Source organism: Bifidobacterium felsineum (assembly GCF_002802915.1).
Lineage (GTDB): Bacteria > Actinomycetota > Actinomycetes > Actinomycetales > Bifidobacteriaceae > Bifidobacterium > Bifidobacterium felsineum.
Genome location: NZ_PEBJ01000002.1, coordinates 324,337 through 343,717, shown reverse-complemented (window position 1 = coordinate 343,717; position 19,381 = coordinate 324,337). Strand labels below are relative to the sequence as shown.

Sequence of the window (19,381 nt, the reverse complement as noted above, 5' to 3'; positions counted from 1 at the left end):
AATCATTCTTGAACTGCTTGATAAGAACACTGACCGGGAGCATGGCATTACAGCGGTTTGGATTGCCAATCAGCTTGGAGTCACGGAAAAAACGGTTCGTTCCCATCTGCCATACGTTGCAGGCAATGCAGCCATTCGGTCGTAAGATTGGACGAATTGAGCACAAGGATTTGAAGCATGCCGAAAGCGCCGACCCGCGCCCGGGTTGGTATATCGAACCTATTTTCGATACCGCTCAAATGAGATTGCTTGCCGACGGGGCAATCCTTTCTCGATCGGATAGTGAATATCTGCATGACCTTATCGCGAAAGTATATGCTTTTGCCGGGCAATCCAGTCAGCTCAGTGCTCTCGGCAAGATGAGCACTCCGCGCAACTACAACCGTGAGTTCCTGAATAATATCGAGTTGCTAAATGACGCAATCGTTCATGAGTGGGCTATTACATTCCGCTACTGCACCTATGATGTTGACGGGACTTTAGTGCCGAGGAAAGACGCTGATGGCAATGTGAAAAAATATGCAGCTGACCCATACCGATTGATGTATCGAAACGGCAAATACTATCTGATTTGCCACATGCATCAGCATAACAATTTGAGCTATCTGCATGTGGAACGTTTCCGTGATTTAGCGGTAAATGAAAGCAATCATTCGTTGATGCGCACACTGGACAGTTTCAACCCTGAGCCGGGCACTCCATTCGATTGGGATAAACACATGGGGGAGCGCCCATATCCAATGGATGACAAAGCAATTCCAATTCATTTGCGGATTAAGGATACTCTTGAGCCCATTTACGATTGGTTTGATGCGGCGCAAGTCACTCAGCTCGATAAGCACACGTATGATGTGTGGATCACTGCGAATGAAAAAGCGACACTTTGGTGGGCATTGCAATATGCCGACGATCGCATCATCGAAATACTATCCCCGCCATCCCTGTGCGATACTTTGCGAGGGGATGGAGAATACCTTGCAAGTCTTTATGCAGATGTTGGCAGTACAGGATTGCCGAATCATGACAGTTGACTGATGCGCATGGCATAGAGTGCGATTTCGAGTCCTTTGTTGAAGTCGCGGAGCCAATGTCGATTCAGAGGGATCACGTATTTTTCAGTTCGCACGGTCATGAATCCGGTTCTGAATTCTGTGATTCGCGTTAACGAATCCCGATGAGTTGCAACGCGATTCAGTAGAGCATATCTGTTGCTCATTCGGATGAAATCGTGCTGCGGTAATTGGATGCAGCCATCGGCAAAATCGATGCTCACTACTCCCTTCTGGCCAATGCGTTGAACATCCGCGATTAAAGTCAGCGCATCCTGCAACTTCCAATCAATATCATCGAACAAAGCCTCATCGAGCTCGAATACGTCGTTTGTATGGACGCCATCGTCTGATGAGCATTCCTGTTCCTCATCAATCATCGGAACAATTTCAGCCGAATAATCGTTATACCATTCAACCGTAGTGCTCGTTTCGAGAACGGCATTCAGAAGATCCGACAGAGCCTCTCCCGCCTGATGAAAATTCTTTCGACTCATCCTTCTTCTATGGTTCGCGTCAAGAGCATAAGGTGAGTTCGACGGCATATCAGCGGTCCATTCAAGTTTGACTATCGTCATGGTTTGCTCACCGCCAATTGGTTGGATGTATTGACGACGAAATTACCGAAGGCTTGTTTGGTGTCCGGCCATTCTTCGAAATCATTCGTGCTGTTATCGTGTTGTGTTGCTCTGCGTCTCATGCCTCGAATATATGAGCGCATCAATCGCGGCAGTAGATATTTACCGGTTTGAATAGACCGGTTAGCGTAAAGAATGTGCGTATGCCTTTAGCTGTTTGGTTTCGATGTGCTGCCGTTGTGTTCCAGGTTGATGATGGTGGTGCACCAGCCGGCGGCGAGTTCTTCGTCGTGGGTGACTACGAGCACGGTTTTGCCTTGTTCGGCGAGCTGGCGGAGGAGTTCGCCTACCTGTTCCATGTGGTAGCGGTCGAGGCCGCTGGTCGGCTCATCCAGAATGATGAGGTCTTTGCCGCACATCAATGCCGAACCGATGGCTACGCGTTGCTTCTGACCTCCGGACAGGCTCATCGGATGCCGGTCGGCGAAGCGTGTGAGGTCAAGGTCTTCGAGCACTTGATCACAGCGTTTGATGATTGCTGGGTCGCTTTCGTCAAGGCCAAGTAGCAGTTCCTCGCGCACGCTGTCGGAGAACAGCTGATAGTTCACGTCCTGCATGACCAGGAATCCTGCGCGTGTGAGGGCACGAGGTTTGGTCGGCTTGCCGTTCAGCAATACTGTGCCGGATGCCGGTTTGATAAGGCCGGTTAGTGTTCGTACCAGCGTGGTTTTGCCACAGCCGTTATGACCCATAAGCCCGATGATCTGGCCGGGGTAGAGATCAATGTCTGGAATGCTTCTCGAGAAGCCGTCGCGTCCTCGATAGCCGATAACAAGATCGTGCGTTGACAGCAACGGCGATGAGCCTAAATGGGTTGCCGTAGCATCGTCATGTTGTGTCGACGCAGAGCCTGAATCGTTGATGTCCGAAGCTGAAGTTTTTTTCACATCAGTTAGTGATTCGAGTGCTTTGATACGTTGCCTGTATGGCTGCAAATCAAGAGCACGCATTCCCATCGCGGCAATGCAACCAGGGGAGAGCGCAAGGAATTCGTCGGCTTCGTATTCGTGTGCAATGTGTCCGCTGTCGAAAATGATGTATCGGTCGGCGATGCCGTTCAGCCAAGCGAGACGATGCTCGGCTATGACGATGGTTATGCCTGAAGCCTTGAGTTGTGCAACAAGCTCACGCATTTCCGTAATCGCCACCGTATCCAAATTGCTGGTGGGCTCGTCCAGCACCAGCAGCCTTGGACTCAGCATGGATGCTGCAGCCAGGGCGATGCGCTGCTTCTGACCTCCGGAAAGATGGAAGATGCTGCGCTGCAACAATGGTTCGATATTGAATCGTTGTGCGATTTCAGCGATTCGATGGTTGATTTCTTCCGGCGACAGTCCCATGTTTTCCGCGGGAAACGCTAACTCGTCAATGACTTTGGCGTTGAAGTATTGCGTTTTGGGATTCTGGAATACGCTGCCGACCAGGGGAGTGAGCTTGTCGATGGGCTCGGCAGCTGTATCGATGCCGCAAGTATGCTGTTCTCCACTGAATTCGCCGTGGAAGAATTGCGGAATCAAGCCGTTGACGATGCGCGAATATGTGGTCTTACCGCAACCGCTGGCACCGCAAAGTACAACGCACTGTCCGCTCGGAATACTCAACATGGTGTTGATTAGAGACAACTCGTCAGCCTGTTCATAAGTAAACGACACGTTGTTGGAATAAACTTCGGATGTCATCAGTGAATCACTCCGGCAATATCAAGCGCCAACGGAATCAGTGCAACAATCATCATGATCCAATCCACGATACGCATGCGGATCTCAGTGCGAGAGGTGTGCGCTCCTTCACGGCCGAGCCCTTTGGTCAGTGCCGCAACGGACAGATCCTGAGCCACATTAGTGGCGTTCATCAACAGTGGGATAAGAATATATTCCAATGATTGTGCAGGGTGCCGGAGCAGACCCCAACCGCCTGCCGCAATGCCGCGCAGAGCCATCGCATTGCGAATCTGCCGGTAGTCCTCGGCGATGGTGGGGAAGAATCGAATCACGACCACACAAGGAATCACCACGGATTCAGGCGCATGCATGCGCCGCATCGCGCAGATAAATGCGCTGGGAGAGGTAGTGGTGAATGCATACGCGCCGGTGATGAAACAGGGCAGCATCATCGTGCAGCCGACCGCCAACGCGGAAACCACATGGAGCCACGGCGAGCCTAAAGCGTCTGGATCCAGGAAACCCAGTCCTGTGAGAACTGCGTAAGTAAGAGCGAAATTTACAGTCAGCTTCCAACGGCCCGCGACTGCAAGTGGCAGCAAAAACAGCACGACCATGATGAGCTGTGTGATGACGCTCACGTGGAAGAACAACATGAGATTGGCGGCTAAAAGAAGAAATAGTTTGGTTCGAGGGTCTAGCGTGCGTTGATTTGAGCTGTGGCTGAAGGTCATAGCAACGCTCTCAACACACAAAGGCGTACCTGTATCGGACAGGTACGCCTTAGTCGAAGTATTGGTGGAATGCATCAGACGATGCCGGCCTTGATGAAGTGCTTCTTCATCATCTTCTGACCAAACCAACCACCAATAATGGCACACACCAGAATCGCGGCCATCGAGATGAAGAACGTGCCGGTGTTGATATTGGCGAACACGCCATCAATGTAGGCCGCATCCTTGCCGCGAGCCTGAAGGCTGGCGATGTAGGCGTCTTTCATGAACCAAAGCGGCAAGATCGGGCCGGTAAGTCCATAGGAGAACACCACGTAGCTGACGAGCAGTAATGCCTTGTTTTTGTACCTGCCGGCGCGTGCGATGAGGTCGGCGGCAACCGGGAACACGATGCTGGCGATGAATGAAAGCACGAAATGACCGGAGATAAACAGGAACAAGCCAATGACCACGCCCATGACCGTGATGCCGCCGAACTTGCCGAGTCGAGCGGCAAGCAACATGTAGACGCATCCGGAAATCAGCGCGGCGATGGCGGGCAGGAAGATGGAACCGAAGCCACCGGTGAACAGGGTGCTGACCAACGTGGCCACGCACACCATCACGAAGTAGAGCGCAGCGAATACGCCAATGGTGATCAGGTCGGCGACTTCGAGTTTGCCGGATTCGGTTGGCTTGCCGGAGTTCTGGTTGGAAGTCTGAATGGTGTTGTCAGCGGGCGAATTCGAAGCGGTCACAATACTTTCCGTTTCATACGAGGGAACAAATACCTCTCGCCAATGTATCGGGGATTGCAGGGAAAGGCAATACCTAATTTTGGAATCGGATGGTGGCTTGGAACGTGTTGGGGGTGGGCTGGGTGAGTTCCAGGGCAGCATGCATGGCCTGGCAGGCGGCATCCCCAATGGAAAGACCGAGGCCAACGCCGGGCGCGGCGCTGATACGTGAATTCTGGCCGCGATGGAACGGTTGGATAAGCTCGGTCAAATCATCGGGCAGTGTTTCATCGGTGGAGTTGGTCACGGTCAGTGATACTTGAGTCGTGGAATTGTCGCTGTCGCCATGAGTATCTTGCACGGAACTGATTGCCACGTCAATGGACCCGTTCTCCACGTTATGCATTGCAGCATTGCGTAGCAGATTGCCTACGGCAAGTTTCAGCAATGCCGGGTTAGCAGACACAGCGGCATCGCCTTCCACGTTGACGGTAATCGCATTATCGGCAATTACCGTATCGACATCTATGAGTGCTTGGTTTACGCATTCGCGCAAGTCGATATCGCCTGAGGTTTCGGGAGTTGCATCGCCGCCAATCGTGCCGCTTTGGATGCGAGACAAGGTAAGCAGCGCCTGCACAAGTTCGGCTCCACGTCTATTGGCTGCGAGCGCACGACGCACCGATGGTTCCACGTCGGCGGGAAAGCGTCCTTGGGTTAGTGGCGCGTCAAGATTGGTTTCCACGGCGGCGATGGGCGTGCGCAATTCGTGGGAGGCGTTGGATACAAATCGTCGTTCGGCAGTCGCGCTGGCCTCCACGCGATCGAGCATGCCATTGATGGAATCGACCAGTCGGTCGATATCGTCATTGCCGGGGTGCACGTTGATTCTGGCGCTTAAATCGTTCGGTTGCAGGGCTGCCACTTGGCGGTCCACTGTGGTGACTCGTCGGGAAAGCATCGTGCCGATGAACCATGCTGCAAGCACTGCGATGATGCCAAAAATCGCCAGTGCGATGATCGAGACCGTGCGCATGGTGGTGGTCAATGTGTTGGTGACGACATTCGCCGTATTGATCATCACGCCGTTGTATTCGTCGAGAATCCAAGGGCCACCGTTTTTGGTTTGTTCCTTCGCCGTGTCCCATTCCCCGGAATTAAAGGGCACGTATAGTTTCATGCCATCGAGGTTTCGCCTCGTACCCGTATAGCAGACTAATGCGCTGTCTCCAGTACCGTTGATGGCAGGACCGGTTTCGGCGTCCGCGCCCGTGGTGACGGAAATGGTGCCGTCCGAATTAGCGCACATTGTCATCGTCTGACTTGCTTCCGCGGTGGTGCGTGCCACGATGACGTTCTGCGTGACTATCAACGCCGTCATCATCAAAATGATGATGAGCGCGATGGCCAGGGTGATTTTCGCACGGAATGATTTTGGTGCGAGCTTGCTGGCAACGGCGGTAACGCGGGTGCGTAATGATTGGAATGCCTGCATAGGACTACCCCTCAGTCATGCTTCGCATGCCAGCTCCCCTGACAAGGGGAACCAAGCCCCAGTTCATACAACGGTTCATGCGAGACGGTATCCTTCCCCGCGCGTGGATTCGATGGTTTGGGCATCGCCGAGTTTGCGCCGCAATGAGTAGATGGTGGTTTTGATCACGTCAGCTGGTTCGGATACGGATGCGTCATCCCAAACGGTTTCATAAAGTTCGTTCACGCTTACATAGCCGCCGTCCGCACGCATGAGCTCAAGCAGTATGCCATACTCCTTGGGAGTGAGTTTGACGAGAGTGCGGCCTTGATCGCGAAACACAAGACGCCGTGTGGTGTCGAGGGTCAGATCGCCGTGCGTGAGCACCGCGGCCGTAGCCTGGCCTTTGCCTGCACGACGCTGCAGTGCTCGGATTCGAGCCAAAAGTTCCGGGTAGGCGAATGGCTTAGTCAGATAATCATCGGCACCAAGATCAAGCCCGCTCACCCGGTCGCTTATCTCAGCGGCCGCAGTGAGCATGATCACCGCCACGGGAATACGGTTCGCCGCGATGGTAGCCATTACCGCGTCACCGGACAGCACCGGCAGATCTCGGTCCAGCAGCACGATGTCTATGTTCTGCTCGGCGAGAATTCTCAACGCCTCAACGCCGGTCGCTGCCATTCTCGTGGCGTACCCTTCGTAGCGCAGGGCATCATCCAATGCGGCCGCCAGTTCGCGGTCATCCTCAACAATCAGAATCCTCATGCTGTGCCCCTTCGCCCATGTCCAGTACACTCAATTATCCGCCTAATTATGCGCTATGCGTTTATTCTCGAGCGTTTAAGGTAAGGCGAAAGTAATCCTTTTCCTCACTGTCGATGCACCGTAACAGAGATTGAATGATAGTAACCGCAGCGAAGCGGTGATTCATTCAGCGGGAAGTGAGGGGATCATGACACGCGAACAGAGCGACGGCAGAGCACATGCCCGAATGTTTATTCGCAACATGATGGCGAGTCTTCTGGTATTGACCTGCCTAATTGGAACGGCATCATGCTCATCTTCGACTATGACCGTTGACACAGACAATGTCAGCACGAAATCAAGTGGCAAGAACGCTGATACAAGTACGGCAGACGACTCCAGCAACAATCCATCAGCCAACTTCAGTACTGCTGAACTTGAGACCATTGCCAAACGATTCACAGCCTGTCTGGTTGAAAAAGGTTTCGATGCGAAAGTCACGGGAAGCTATGCGTTGCAACCTCTCGGCTCATCGTCCGATGATGCGCCGCAAACCACCGTAGTGGTTCGGCGGCTCGGAGCAGACCGTACTCCAATTGTGCCTGGTCCTGGAGTGGTGATCAGCGCGGATTCGGACCCGCTCTACCCGGACGTGATGTATACCATCGTCTCCGCCAAGGAAGGCGCATGGGTGGGATTCAAGAATTCCAAGTCGCTCACCGGCTCCATTTATGCGGACAAGCAAGCCGACTATGCGGCATGCGAGGCCGCGAATCCTGATTTCGCGCAACCGAATTATTCGAGCTCCAGTACCTCGGGCGGCGGCTCAGCCGGTTCAACATCCACGGATTCCGACAAGCAGCAGATCTTAATCGACTTCGCCCGTAAAGCTCGTTCGGACGGATTCAATTGGATGGCCGACCCCGAGCCAGGGGAATCTCAGGCCGTTGAGATTCCCTCCGATGTGTCCTATGAGGAGCTAAAGCGGTTCTTCGACACCTATTCCGGCGATCGGTGGCCTAGTCATGACGGTATTCCGTTCGGGGCCTCATGCTCCGGGGAATGCGCCGCCTACAACCAAATCCTCAACGAACGACAGCAGTAGACTCAGCGAACCTAGCTGGAGTCTGAAGTATTCGAAAACCAGGTAAGGCGAAAGTAAAACGATTTCTCACCGACATGCCACTGCGGACGAGGTTTGATGAAGCCATCACACATGTGAATCGTCTGCCGAAAGGAGCCATCATGGTTAGCATCTTCAATCACATTCCTGATCAACATCTAAGGCGCACATTAGCGGTTGCTTCCGCATCGGCATTGTGCTTGATTGCGCTCGCTGGATGCTCCACACCATTCACCAATCAGGCATCGAATACCAGTGATGCCGGTAATACCACTGGGTCTACGGATAATCTTGCGACCGATGCCAATGCCAAAAAGTTCGTCTCTTGCCTGACTGACAAAGGCTTCGAAGCACAAGCTGCGGCTGCGCCCGGAATGCCTGATTCGTCCAACAAGAGGAAGGCTCCAACCACCAAGAACATGGTCATGCTGCGCATGCTCGACGCTAATGGTCAACCGGTTGAAGCCGCCGATAACGGCATGAGCGTGAACACCGATTCCACTACCCAGCAGATGTACGCCAATTCCATGTTCACTTCCATCGACTACGGCACCATATGGGTGGCGTTCAAAGATTCCACCGCACTAGCTGGCAGCCCTTACGAGTCGAAGCGGCAGGATTATGCGGACTGCGAGGCTAAGAATCCGAACTTCGCCCAACCTGCACAGGATTTGAGCCAGACGCCAACTTATTCCGAAGCGGATAAGCAGGCGGCACTCGACTTCGCCAAGAATGCCCGTGAAAAAGGCTTCAGCTGGGTGGCCGATCCGACCGGTAATGAGCCGACCACCATCCTTATTCCCAAAACCGTAAGCGAGAACGAATTACGTCGGTTCTTCAAGGAATGTCCTGTCGGCGACGCGCACATCACCTACGGTTTTGATGGAACGCCAGATGATTTCGGTTACGACTACACTAAAGTTATGGATGAAGCCATGGGAGTGGTTTCCTGAACGCGCATCCATCCGGCAATGAAGCACGGAATGCTTTCACATCAGTATCTCTTTGTATCCGATCGTTGATGATTGGAATGAGAAATTGGGGGACGCCATGAAACCGCATCAGGATATCGAGGGGCGGAACATTTGTCGTAGATTCGAGCAGGTCATAGTCGGCACTACTGCGTCTGCACTGTGTCTGATCATGTTGGCGGCATGCTCATCGCCATTCACCGTGAACAGTAGAGCCGATGCGGCTGCTGCTGACAAAACCGACACTTCCATCAGCACTTCGAACTCAAAGGATAATGATGGGCCGGAAGAACCCAGTATCGAGGTCAAACGATTTGTATCCTGCCTTACCAGCAAAGGCTTCGATGCGCGATCGGTCGGATGGGACAATAGTCAAGTAGGCGTGGTGGAACTTGATGCGGCCGGTAATCCCGCACAATCCGAAATCAGATACCTTGAGGACGGCACAGAGGAGCATTACCATACAACGCCACCTGAACTCTATCCAAATGTTAAATCGTCAGGTGGCATCGGCAACAGCATCACCAAAGAGGACTGGAACTACGTGATTTTCCGGACCTCGACAGACATGGCCGGATCACCATACGCATCCAAACAAGCCGACTACGCTGCCTGTGAAGTTGCAGTCCCTGCCTTTTCGCAGTCCACGTTCAGCGCTACGGACCAAGATGCCAATGCATCAGAGGAAGATAAAGCCGCCGTATTGAAATACGCACAGGATGCCCGAGCCAAAGGTTTTAGCTGGATCGCCGATCCAAGCGGCGAACACCCATTGACCATCGTGATTCCGAACACTGTGCCGGAAGAGGATGTACGGCGCTTCTTCCAGGAATGCCCGGCAAACGATACGCCCGTAATCTTCGGCTGGATAGGCGACTACCCATACGACACCTTCGCCGTACAACAGGCGGCACATTGATAGGAGCATCATCATGACGCGAACGGAAGCACGACGATTCTCCAAACGCCGCAGAATCATCACCATTATCATTGTGCTCATCGCAGTGATAGGCCTCACCGCTACCTGCGTGATCACACGCCCGTGGACTCTTATCGGTCACATGACTGCTGGTAGTCAATCGTCTTCGCAGAACATAGATGTGACAACCTTGCGCGCGCAGCCGGTCACGAAAGGCGTGCTCAATGCCGAAACACGGTTAGGCGCGACTCTCCAATACGATGATGCCTCCGATTTCGCCGCCGCAACCGGCATCATCACCCAACTGCCGGTCGCCGGCAAGCAAATCAACACCGGCGAACAGGTGTATGAAATGGATGGCGTGCCGGTACCACTCTTCCACGGCGAGCGCCCATTCTGGCGCACTATCGAAGTGGGTATTGCGGATGGTCCAGATGTGACGCAGTTGGAGCAGAATCTTAAGGAACTTGGTTTCTATACCGGCGAAGTCGGGCCGCATGCCAATTGGTTGACCCGGGAGGCCATCAAACAATGGCAGCGGTCTCTCGGACTCACCGGCGACGCGGTCAATGGGGTGTTCAATCCCGGATCGGTTGCTTTGTCAGCTTCAGCTCCCATTCGCATCAAAACCGTAAACGCCAAACTTGGAGACACCAACGTGAGCCCAGCCAGTTACACGGGCGTGACCCTGCATGCGCAATCCACGATTACCGCAACCCAGGCCGCCACATTCAAAGCCGGGGATAAGGCGCAGGTGATTCTGCCGGATAACACCACAGTCGATACCACACTCGCCACTGTCGACCAAGGTGGCCAATCCACTGGCAAGGATGGGCAGGTCACCTCACCATCCGTACGCATCGATTTCCCAGACCAGACGCAGGTGGCGCAATTCGGCCCCGCAGCCATTCAAGTCATCGTGCCGAACGCTGCAGCGGCAAACACGGAAACGCTCATCGTACCGGTCACCGCACTGATTGCCGGTGCAGGCAATTCGTATGCGGTCGAGGTAATTCGCGGCAACGAGATCAAACGCATCACTGTGGGGATCGGATTGGTGGCGGGCGCTCAGGCGCAAATCACCAAAGCCAACGGTCTGAAGGAAGGCGACAAGGTGGTGGTCTCATGACCGCACTACTGATGCTCGATGGTGTTACCAAAGCGTTTACCGGCAGGGACGGCAGTCCGCTGGAGATTCTGCACAGCACGACGTTGACCATTGGCCACGGCGAGCGCGTCGCCATCGTGGGCCCATCCGGTTCCGGCAAATCCACCTTGCTGTCTTTGCTGGGTACTTTGGATATGCCAACCTCTGGCACGTTGTCTTATGATGGCTCGGACGTGGCCGCAATGGGGGAGAAACGTCGCAGTGAGCTCAGAGCCGCGCGCATCGGATTCGTATTTCAACAGTTCCATCTCATCGCCACCGTCTCGGCTCTGGAGAATGTGATGACCGGACTGCAATACACTACGTTGCCTCGTGGCGCTCGTCGAGAACGGGCCACGGAAGCGCTGGAACAGGTTGGTCTTGGCGAACGCATATTCCACAAACCTTCCCAACTGTCCGGCGGAGAACAGCAGCGCGTCGCCATAGCCCGGGCATTGGTCAAGCAGCCCGACATCATCTTCGCTGACGAGCCCACTGGCGCACTCGATACCGACACCGGCCACGCCATCATCGAACTGCTCATGGGTGCTGCCGATCAGGGCGCAAGCCTTGTAGTTGTCACCCATGATCCCAGCATTGCCGCACGATTCCCACGCCGTCTGCATATCCAGGACGGTGTGGTTACGGAACTCGGATAAGGAGATAACCATGCGTAAGCCCTTCGTCACGCGTCTGGCCGATCTCCTGCACACGGCATGGATTGGCGCCACGGGCCGTGTCTCTCGTACCATTCTCGCCTCTCTGGGCATCGCACTGGGAGTCGCCGCCTATGTGGCACTCTCCGGCATCGCCGCCTCCAATCAGGCCGCTCTGCTTGCTCAACTCGACGCGCTCGGCGCGAACCTGCAGGTCGTTGCCCCCGGTCAGGATGCAACAGGCCAGTCCGTCCCATTGCCCGCCTATGCGCCTGACACCATCGCCCGCCAACCCGATGTTGAACAAGTCGGCGTATTCCTCACCCCACCCAAGGATGCGCAAGTTTTCAAAAACGAGCTTGTCCCCAAGACGAACGGCAACGCCCTTGCCGTATCCGTTATGAAGCCGGGCGCGCTCCAAGCAGTCGACGCCACTTTCGGCCAGGGTCATGGAATCAACACGCACAATGAAAGCCTGCCGGTCGCGGTCCTTGGCTCCGAGGCCGCCTATCGGCTCGGCGTTAACCAGCCGGGCGACCGTATTCTCATCGATAACGAATGGTATGGCGTCATCGGCATTCTTGAAGCCACCCCGCAGGCGCAATCTATCAACTCATCCGTCATCATCGGAGCCAAATGGGCGATCAATCACTATCCCGATCAAAAGGAATCAATACAGCAGATCAGCCAGATTTACGTGCGTACCAAGCCAGGCAACGCCGAATCCTTGCGCCGCATCATCGCTCATGCGGCGAACCTGTCCGGAGGCAACGTATCCGTTGCGGCTTCGGCGAACCTGTCCCAAGCTCGCAATGCCACCAATGACTCGCTCACCACGTTAGGACTCATGATCGGTGCCATCGCGCTCGCCGTGGGTGGCATGAGCATCGCGAACATGATGATCGTCACGGTGATGGAACGACGCGGAGAAATCGGATTGCGACGTGCGCTCGGTGCCACGCCCGGCAATATTCGCATGCAATTTGTTACTGAGGCGGCTTTATTGTCAGCTATCGGTGGACTGGCAGGCGTTGTAATCGGAGCGGCTACTGCCATAAGCGTTGCTGTGAACGCCAGCCAGCCATTGACCTTGGATTGGACTGGATTGCCTGCCGCATGGGGTGCCGCAGTGTTGGTCGGCATCATCGCCGGCTTCTATCCGGCATCGCGCGCGGCTAGACTCACGCCCACGGAGGCGTTGCGCGGGGAGTAGTTCTTTCCTCCCAGTGTGCTAGCGTCGATACGTTGTTCTGGCACGACGCAAAGGAGACGCATGGGCGATATCAGACGGGAAATGGAACGTCTGCGGCCGATTTACGAAACCGGCGTGCTTCGTCTTCTTTTGCGTCAGCATGCCATGCTGTATGTGGCACTACTGCGTGCAGCATTCGACCCGTTGACCGGTGAGCTGCCGCGCGAAACCGTGGAGGAGCGGTTCGCAAACAGTCTGGAACTGCTGGCCTCCAGCGGTGAATACACACTGAAAGACCAGTCTTACGGAGAAGCCGCCCATCGCATTCTCGCCGATCTGACCCGCGAAGGTGAAGGCGACTACGCCTGGCTCGCCAACTCGCATGATGCCGTCTCCCACCGATTCCTCTACAGGCTCACCGCCCGCGCACATCGCGCCATCGAAGCCTTAAGCCGCTTGGAAGACGAATCCCGCGCATTGTCTGGCGCTCAAGCGAACAGCATCATCATGGAAATCGAACATGCGCGCATGCAGTTGACCGCTGACCCCGGCGAACGTGTCCGGCTGCTCAACAGCGAGATTAAGGAACGCAAGCATGAAATCAAACGCATCCAACAGGGCCAACAGCATGCCACGTTGAGCCAGGCTCAGGTGGAGGATGTGATTGCCGTAATCCATAACACGCTGCGCGGCGTGCCGATTGATCTGCGCGAACTGGTGCTTACCGAACGTGACAACGGCGATGCGTTGCGCCGCCGCATGCAGGCCGGAGACATGAGTGTGGATGAAACCCTGAACCGGTATCACGAGGAATACCGTCGATCGTTCAGCGAATCCGATTCCGGCCGCCGATTCGAAGACGCCTTCCAAGTAATCATCACCGACGAAGGCCGCCAGCAGATCGACTCCGCTTTGCGAGACATCGCCAAAACCCCGTACCTGGCAGGGGAGTCCGCGGCGCTATTGGGACAGATTCGAGACGAGCTTTCCCGCATCTATGACGGTATCGAAGCGGTACGCCATCAGATGCGTGTCTCCGACGAGGCCATCAGCCGACTGGTCCGCCAGCAGACCGATACGCGTTACCGCACGATGATGAGCCGCTTGAACCGACTCTATGTGAGCCTCAACGCGGATGCGAAAGCCCATGCTGGCGACAGTGCACGACCATATGACACCGATACGGCGAGTGCCTTGTTCGCCCCGCTGCCGATGCGTCCGGCACGTTCGATGACCTACACCGAAACCCCAGGCTTGGAATCCTTGGACGCTGACGATCAACAAGTTCCACAAGTCAATCTCAAGGACATGGTCGAAGGCGGAGGCCCGCGCCTCAAGCACATGGTGGAACTGATTCGCCGCAATCCTGCCATCGAACACGGCACAGTCAATGTTGCCGCCAGCTTCAATCGTCTACCGGAGAGGGAACGCCGAGAAAGCGAAATCGTCGGATTCCTCGGAAGCCTGCCGGCGGCGAGTGCATCAAACGGAATTCCAAGCGACGAGTCAACGGCAAGCCCTGCAGCCGGCGTGGTCTGGCATTGCATCGCCTTGGATGGAACGCCAAGAGACTGGATTACGAGCCCGGTTTGGGCAACATTGGAAGAACTTGACAGCATCGTGGAGGAAGGATGAGCATGAGCGAACCAGTCGCCAACCCGTACGCCCTGTTTGAAGACGACCACGGCGATATGACTGCGGACGCGCGCATGGCCGCCATCGCTTTGAAACGCGAACGCTATATTTCCGGGCAACTCTATGATCTGGTCAACGACAATCGTGAGGCAGTGGAACGCTCGCTCAACAACGATCTGCTCGCTCTCGTGGTCAACGAACGCTACCGCATCATGTACGCCACTCCAGTGGCCAATGACAATGTGGCGTTGCGTGCCCTGAAAACCCGAGCCAGCCTGAAACGCGAGGAGGCGGCCTTGCTCGCGTTCCTCCGTATTCGCGTGCTCGAATATGAGAACACGCGAACCGACCAGTCCGAATGGCTGGTGAGCTTCGAGGAGATTCGCGCCGCACTCGCCTCGGGTGCTGGATATCTCGCTTCACGCAACGATGAGGAGAGCGTGCTGAAGCAGGTGAGCGCCATCGTCTCCGCGATGATCACCTACGGGTATCTGAACCGGTTGGACGATGAAGCCATGTATCTTATCACCCCGCTGGTGCCTGTGGTGCTTGATCGTGAACTGGCTGATACCTGGTTGGATACTGCAGCGAGGAATCTGGGTGATACGGCTGATTCGAGCGAATCGAATGTCATGGATGCCGGATCGGCGGAATCCTCAGATGTTGATTCGAATGAATCAACTGACGATATCCCAGACGAAAGCCTCTTTACCGAACCATTGTTCGATGCTGCAGATGGTGACGCTCAAACGACGATTGGCAATGTCGAAAATGAGCATGGCGCCGCGAACGATACCGACAGCATTATGAAGGAAGGGGAGTGACGATGGCAGCCGCAGAACTGCAGATGATCGCCGACCGTTGGATGATGGTCAGCCGCAGACTCGTCAACTGGGGTTCCTATGAGGGCTACCATGAGTTCCGTCCATCTACGGACTCCGCCCTCCCTGTGACCCTGCTCGCCGGTGCCAGCGAATCCGGTAAATCCACATTGGTGGATGCGCAGATTTCCCTGCTGTATCCGACCGGCACCCCGTTCAACAAGGCATCCAACTCCGGGCGCTCCGAGCGCAGCGATTACACGTATTTGAGAGGCATGATCGGCGTTGGCAGCACCGAGCACGGTGACGAGCCCATCTACTTGCGTGGCAAGGACAAGACGACCGGCGCGCCGCAGGCGGTATGGGGCGCCATCGTGGACACTTACCGGAACCAGACTTCCGGGCAGATCCTGTCCTGCGCCAAATTCCTCTATCTGCAGCCCGGCGACGGCCGCGCCGATGTTCGCCGTCAATACGCGGTCTGGGGCAAGTCCATCGATCCAAGGCTCATGGACCAATACCGCGAATCCCCGTTCACGCCCGGCCAGTTGCGCGATACCTACCCCGACTGCCTGACTTTCCCCAGTGCGGAAGCTTTTCACAGTCATATCTGGTCGATCATGGGCTTGAGCGAGGAGGCTTGCCGACTGCTGCATAAGATCCAGTCCGCAGACGCTCCATCTAGGCTCGACGACATCTTCAAACAAGGTGTACTTGGTGTGCCGGAGGCATTGGAACTCGCACGCACCGCGGTCGAGGATTACGAACGCTACGATGCGAACTTCCATGCGATGGAGGAGAAGACCAAGCGCATGGATGCGTTGCACGGCATTCAGGACGCCTATGGCGAGTATGCCAAAGCCAATCAGTGCGTACATATGTTCGATATTGTGAAGTCGAACGATGATTCCACTGCGGAAGTGTCGAAAACGCTGCGCGACTGGGCCATGACGCGCATGTGCGCGGAAGTCAGCGCACAGCTGCCTATTGACCGCAGCGAAGCACAGGCCTACGAATCCGAAGCGCGCAATGCGCGACGCAATGCGGAAAACCTGCGCAGCCGTATCGACATGATCCGCAGCCAAATGCAAGGATTGGATGGCGGCAATCTCACCCGACTCGAAATGGAATTGAGCCAAGCCAAGCGCGCGTTGGAGGAGACCGAATCCACCCGCAAACGCATCGAACAAACGTTCGTATCCATAGATGAGCAGCTACCCGCCAGCGAACAAGCATGGACCGAACGACGCATCAACGCCGTGGAATTCAAACGAACTTACGATGAACGTATCAGCGAATGCGAGGAACAGCTCGCTTCGGCCATGAACACACGAGCAGCCGCCCGAGACACACTCGAAAAGCTGCAGCGCGACTACGATCGACAGAAATCCCAACGTACCCGCATCACCCAGCACATGGATGAAACCCGTGCGATGCTGGCTCGCGCCACCGGACTCATGCCGACGGATCTGCCCTATGTCGCAGAACTCATGGATGTCAAGGAGGGCGACGAACGTTGGCGCATCGCCATGAACGTGGCCTACGGATCTTTCGCGCAAACCATTCTGGTTGATAAGCGCCACGAACAAGGCTTCGCCGCAAAAGTTAGCACCATCGACCCGCACGCGATGAGCCGACGCACATGGCAATTCGTGGATACCACGCGCGATTATGAACATGCCGATGGAGCCGACGTCACAGCATCCGAACATGCTGAAGACGAATGGCTCTCCGGCAAACTGCGTTACCGCGAGGATTCGCCATTCGTCGGATGGCTGCGCTCGCAGACCCAATCCGAACGTTACGATGCACTGTGCGTGAACGCTATCGATGACAGCGACCGTTCCACGCGCCAAGTGCAGACAGACGGTCAGATCAAATCCGGTGCACGCGGCCAACATGGCATCAAAGATCGCGCACAGGTCATCGGCTTCGTCAATGAAGCTTATCTGAAGAGTCTTGAGCAGCAGATTAGCCAGTCTCAGGAAGCACTGGAACAAGCGAACGACGATTACACAGCAGCCAGGCAGCAGTCGGATAAGCTACATCGCGAACTCGAACTCGCCAATCAGCTTGCCTACACGTCGTGGGAGCGCATCGACATCGATGGAGCGCGCAAGGCCATCGCGGATATCGAAGCTTCTATTGCCTCCATCAAGAACGATCCCAAGCTCGCCGAACTTGCCGCGCGCAAGGATGAATTGTCCGCTGAACTGGAGCAATTGGATGAGCGCCGCATGCGAGCCGAACAGGCTGCAACATCAGCCTCGCAGGCTGTGGAAGCGGCACTCTTGTGGCTGAATCATCATGCGTACGCTACAGAGGAACATGCGGGTAAGGAATCTTCAGCCGCGCAAACCATGCCGGACGATGTGGCTGCCGCACTGGCCGAAGCCTATGAGAATCGCTTCGCCGGCCTGGAAGGTGCGGCGATGCGCGCACATATGATTATTGGCGCTGGTGCTGCTTCGTCTGATTTCGCCGAACGCGTGCTCGACGGCATGATCAAGCATATTGATGCGCGCATCACCATGCTGAAAGCGCAAGCCGATGCCGCACGTACGGCCGTCGAATCGAAGATGAGTGCCTATATCGGCATTTGGGCGGCGGACGATGACGCGCTCACCGCCAGCGTGGAAGACTACCGCTACTATCTCGATGAGCTCGAAAGTCTCACGCAACTGGCTGCCACCACGGCCACGGAAGCCGAATACCAGCGTTGCCTTGAACAGTTACTGATGAGCTTCCTGACCATCAAACGTGCCATCGATACGGATGCCACCGATATCCACGACCAGCTCGATCGCATCAACGCCATGCTCAAAGGCCAACAATTCGGCCCCAAGCACGGCAGCCTGTCCCTGCAGGCGGATGTGCGTCGACCGGAGCGCGTGTTCTCCAGTCAGCTCACTCGAGCCATCGGCATTTTGAATGATTGGAAAAGCGCGAATGGGGAGGTGAATGATGCTGCAAAGCGCACTGAGTCCCGCCGTACTTTTGCCGCGTGCGCTCCAATGATTACGCTGCTGAAGGATGAGCTCGCTCAAGTCAAGGATGCCAATGGCATCAAACAGTATGGCGCCCGTAATCTTGACCCGCGATGCCGTTCCTCATTCTACGCCATCGTGCATCACGCGGATGGCCCGGATGAGCGCATTACCTCGACCGGTGGCCGATCAGGCGGCGCATTGCAGGAGCTCACTTCGTTCGTCTATGGTGCTGCGCTGATTTATCTGCTTGGCGGCGGCATGGAGAACCGGTTGAAGCCAAGTTACACCACACTGTTCCTTGACGAAGCGTTGATCAAGGCGGATGGTCGGTACACGCAGCGTGCGTTGAGTGTGCTGCCGCGTCTCGGTTTCCAAGTCATCGTCTCCGCTCCGGAAAGCAAGACCAGTGAGATCCTCGAGGTATCCACCAAGGCCTACGTGACCTACAAAGATCCCGACACCGGCCTCACCTCCCTGCGCGAAGCCAGCCTGGACGGTCTGGACGAAGAGGACATGAATACGACTGAAGCGTCGCAATCAATATCCGCATGGATGGCGTAAACTTGACGCCATCCGTGCTGCAAACAATCGTCTGCCGGTATCGTTCGCCATGCGGGCTGACTGCGAGGTCATCGAAGGCCGCATGGCCTGCAATTGGGGTGAGGCTTTTACCTCGGTAATCGGCAATGGAATCGCCTCGATTGTGGACGATATCGAGGAACGTCGGCGTGGATTACAGCTGCTTATGGCACATCAAGCGCACATGCCACACGTCGAATTCACCGATGCACAGGTCAATGCCGTTACAGTCTGGAAAATCGAAGCGACCCGGTTAACGGCAAAAGTACACGCTAAACCGAACCATGCGCATACTCAACGGCTTACATAGCGGAGCGCTTTCTAACAAT

16 protein-coding genes and 1 pseudogene are annotated in these 19,381 nt (G+C 55.5%); 11 read left to right on the top strand and 6 right to left on the bottom strand.

All coding sequences use genetic code 11. The features are described 5' to 3' along the window. Positions 1-41: 41 nt before the first annotated feature. Positions 42-1,031 (top strand): helix-turn-helix transcriptional regulator, encoded by a 990-nt coding sequence (locus CSQ86_RS05100; RefSeq protein WP_243387624.1) that lies wholly within the window; start codon positions 42-44, stop codon positions 1,029-1,031. Here CSQ86_RS05100 and CSQ86_RS05095 read toward each other — a convergent pair. From CSQ86_RS05095 to CSQ86_RS05070, 6 genes are all read right to left on the bottom strand, one after another. Next, positions 1,019-1,627, bottom strand: coding sequence for a hypothetical protein (locus CSQ86_RS05095; protein ID WP_133119267.1), 609 nt, complete (start codon positions 1,625-1,627; stop codon positions 1,019-1,021). The two genes, CSQ86_RS05100 and CSQ86_RS05095, sit on opposite strands and share 13 nt — an antisense overlap. 209 nt (positions 1,628-1,836) lie before the next feature. Then, the gene (locus tag CSQ86_RS05090; RefSeq protein WP_100494023.1) at positions 1,837-3,366 is read right to left on the bottom strand and encodes an ABC transporter ATP-binding protein; all 1,530 of its coding nucleotides are present in this window, start codon (positions 3,364-3,366) and stop codon (positions 1,837-1,839) included. Further along, complete coding sequence (locus CSQ86_RS05085; RefSeq protein WP_100494022.1) at positions 3,366-4,082, bottom strand: energy-coupling factor transporter transmembrane component T; 717 nt, start codon at positions 4,080-4,082, stop codon at positions 3,366-3,368. The genes CSQ86_RS05090 and CSQ86_RS05085 overlap by 1 nt, the downstream gene beginning before the upstream one ends. A 74-nt stretch (positions 4,083-4,156) precedes the next feature. Beyond that, positions 4,157-4,819, bottom strand: a complete 663-nt coding sequence (locus CSQ86_RS05080; RefSeq protein ID WP_100494021.1) for an MptD family putative ECF transporter S component — start codon at positions 4,817-4,819, stop codon at positions 4,157-4,159. Between the two features lie 73 nt (positions 4,820-4,892). Continuing rightward, positions 4,893-6,293, bottom strand: coding sequence for a sensor histidine kinase (locus tag CSQ86_RS05075; RefSeq protein WP_100494020.1), 1,401 nt, complete (start codon positions 6,291-6,293; stop codon positions 4,893-4,895). A gap of 75 nt (positions 6,294-6,368) precedes the next feature. Continuing rightward, positions 6,369-7,040, bottom strand: coding sequence for a response regulator transcription factor (locus CSQ86_RS05070; RefSeq protein ID WP_100494019.1), 672 nt, complete (start codon positions 7,038-7,040; stop codon positions 6,369-6,371). Positions 7,041-7,344: 304 nt separating this feature from the next. Here CSQ86_RS05070 and CSQ86_RS05065 point away from each other — a divergent pair, with 304 nt between their 5' ends. From CSQ86_RS05065 to CSQ86_RS05020, 10 genes and pseudogenes are all read left to right on the top strand, one after another. Further along, complete coding sequence (locus CSQ86_RS05065) at positions 7,345-8,124, top strand: hypothetical protein (RefSeq protein WP_100494018.1); 780 nt, start codon at positions 7,345-7,347, stop codon at positions 8,122-8,124. Positions 8,125-8,264: 140 nt separating this feature from the next. Then, positions 8,265-9,095 (top strand): hypothetical protein, encoded by an 831-nt coding sequence (locus CSQ86_RS05060; protein WP_100494017.1) that lies wholly within the window; start codon positions 8,265-8,267, stop codon positions 9,093-9,095. A gap of 97 nt (positions 9,096-9,192) precedes the next feature. After that, positions 9,193-10,032: a hypothetical protein gene (locus tag CSQ86_RS05055; protein WP_133119266.1), complete on the top strand. Its 840-nt coding sequence runs from the start codon at positions 9,193-9,195 to the stop codon at positions 10,030-10,032. Positions 10,033-10,045: 13 nt separating this feature from the next. Then, entirely contained in the window at positions 10,046-11,161 is a 1,116-nt protein-coding gene (locus CSQ86_RS05050) for a peptidoglycan-binding protein (protein ID WP_100494015.1), read from the top strand. After that, entirely contained in the window at positions 11,158-11,838 is a 681-nt protein-coding gene (locus CSQ86_RS05045) for an ABC transporter ATP-binding protein (RefSeq protein WP_100494014.1), read from the top strand. The genes CSQ86_RS05050 and CSQ86_RS05045 overlap by 4 nt, the downstream gene beginning before the upstream one ends. A 10-nt stretch (positions 11,839-11,848) precedes the next feature. After that, the gene (locus CSQ86_RS05040; RefSeq protein WP_165773750.1) at positions 11,849-13,048 is read left to right on the top strand and encodes an ABC transporter permease; all 1,200 of its coding nucleotides are present in this window, start codon (positions 11,849-11,851) and stop codon (positions 13,046-13,048) included. 60 nt (positions 13,049-13,108) lie between these two features. Continuing rightward, positions 13,109-14,662 carry a DUF3375 domain-containing protein gene (locus CSQ86_RS05035; RefSeq protein ID WP_100494012.1) on the top strand — a complete coding sequence of 518 codons (1,554 nt, stop codon included), beginning with the start codon at positions 13,109-13,111 and terminating at the stop codon, positions 14,660-14,662. A gap of 2 nt (positions 14,663-14,664) precedes the next feature. Then, entirely contained in the window at positions 14,665-15,486 is an 822-nt protein-coding gene (locus CSQ86_RS05030) for a DUF4194 domain-containing protein (RefSeq protein ID WP_240542312.1), read from the top strand. A gap of 2 nt (positions 15,487-15,488) precedes the next feature. After that, positions 15,489-19,034 carry an ATP-binding protein gene (locus CSQ86_RS05025; RefSeq protein ID WP_100494010.1) on the top strand — a complete coding sequence of 1,182 codons (3,546 nt, stop codon included), beginning with the start codon at positions 15,489-15,491 and terminating at the stop codon, positions 19,032-19,034. Continuing rightward, positions 19,018-19,362: pseudogene (locus CSQ86_RS05020) on the top strand (pyridoxamine 5'-phosphate oxidase family protein); the annotation flags it as partial. The gene CSQ86_RS05025 and the pseudogene CSQ86_RS05020, both read left to right, overlap by 17 nt. Positions 19,363-19,381: the final 19 nt, after the last annotated feature.

Excerpts from the sequence above, each read along its gene's own strand:
- CSQ86_RS05100 (WP_243387624.1), top strand. The coding sequence starts at position 42 with ATGGCATTACAGCGGTTTGGATTGCCAATCAGCTTGGAGTCACGGAAA.
- CSQ86_RS05095 (WP_133119267.1), bottom strand. The coding sequence starts at position 1,627 with ATGACGATAGTCAAACTTGAATGGACCGCTGATATGCCGTCGAACTCA.
- CSQ86_RS05090 (WP_100494023.1), bottom strand. The coding sequence starts at position 3,366 with ATGACATCCGAAGTTTATTCCAACAACGTGTCGTTTACTTATGAACAG.
- CSQ86_RS05085 (WP_100494022.1), bottom strand. The coding sequence starts at position 4,082 with ATGACCTTCAGCCACAGCTCAAATCAACGCACGCTAGACCCTCGAACC.
- CSQ86_RS05075 (WP_100494020.1), bottom strand. The coding sequence starts at position 6,293 with ATGCAGGCATTCCAATCATTACGCACCCGCGTTACCGCCGTTGCCAGC.
- CSQ86_RS05070 (WP_100494019.1), bottom strand. The coding sequence starts at position 7,040 with ATGAGGATTCTGATTGTTGAGGATGACCGCGAACTGGCGGCCGCATTG.
- CSQ86_RS05065 (WP_100494018.1), top strand. The coding sequence starts at position 7,345 with ATGACCGTTGACACAGACAATGTCAGCACGAAATCAAGTGGCAAGAAC.
- CSQ86_RS05060 (WP_100494017.1), top strand. The coding sequence starts at position 8,265 with ATGGTTAGCATCTTCAATCACATTCCTGATCAACATCTAAGGCGCACA.
- CSQ86_RS05055 (WP_133119266.1), top strand. The coding sequence starts at position 9,193 with ATGAAACCGCATCAGGATATCGAGGGGCGGAACATTTGTCGTAGATTC.
- CSQ86_RS05050 (WP_100494015.1), top strand. The coding sequence starts at position 10,046 with ATGACGCGAACGGAAGCACGACGATTCTCCAAACGCCGCAGAATCATC.
- CSQ86_RS05045 (WP_100494014.1), top strand. The coding sequence starts at position 11,158 with ATGACCGCACTACTGATGCTCGATGGTGTTACCAAAGCGTTTACCGGC.
- CSQ86_RS05040 (WP_165773750.1), top strand. The coding sequence starts at position 11,849 with ATGCGTAAGCCCTTCGTCACGCGTCTGGCCGATCTCCTGCACACGGCA.
- CSQ86_RS05035 (WP_100494012.1), top strand. The coding sequence starts at position 13,109 with ATGGGCGATATCAGACGGGAAATGGAACGTCTGCGGCCGATTTACGAA.
- CSQ86_RS05030 (WP_240542312.1), top strand. The coding sequence starts at position 14,665 with ATGAGCGAACCAGTCGCCAACCCGTACGCCCTGTTTGAAGACGACCAC.
- CSQ86_RS05025 (WP_100494010.1), top strand. The coding sequence starts at position 15,489 with ATGGCAGCCGCAGAACTGCAGATGATCGCCGACCGTTGGATGATGGTC.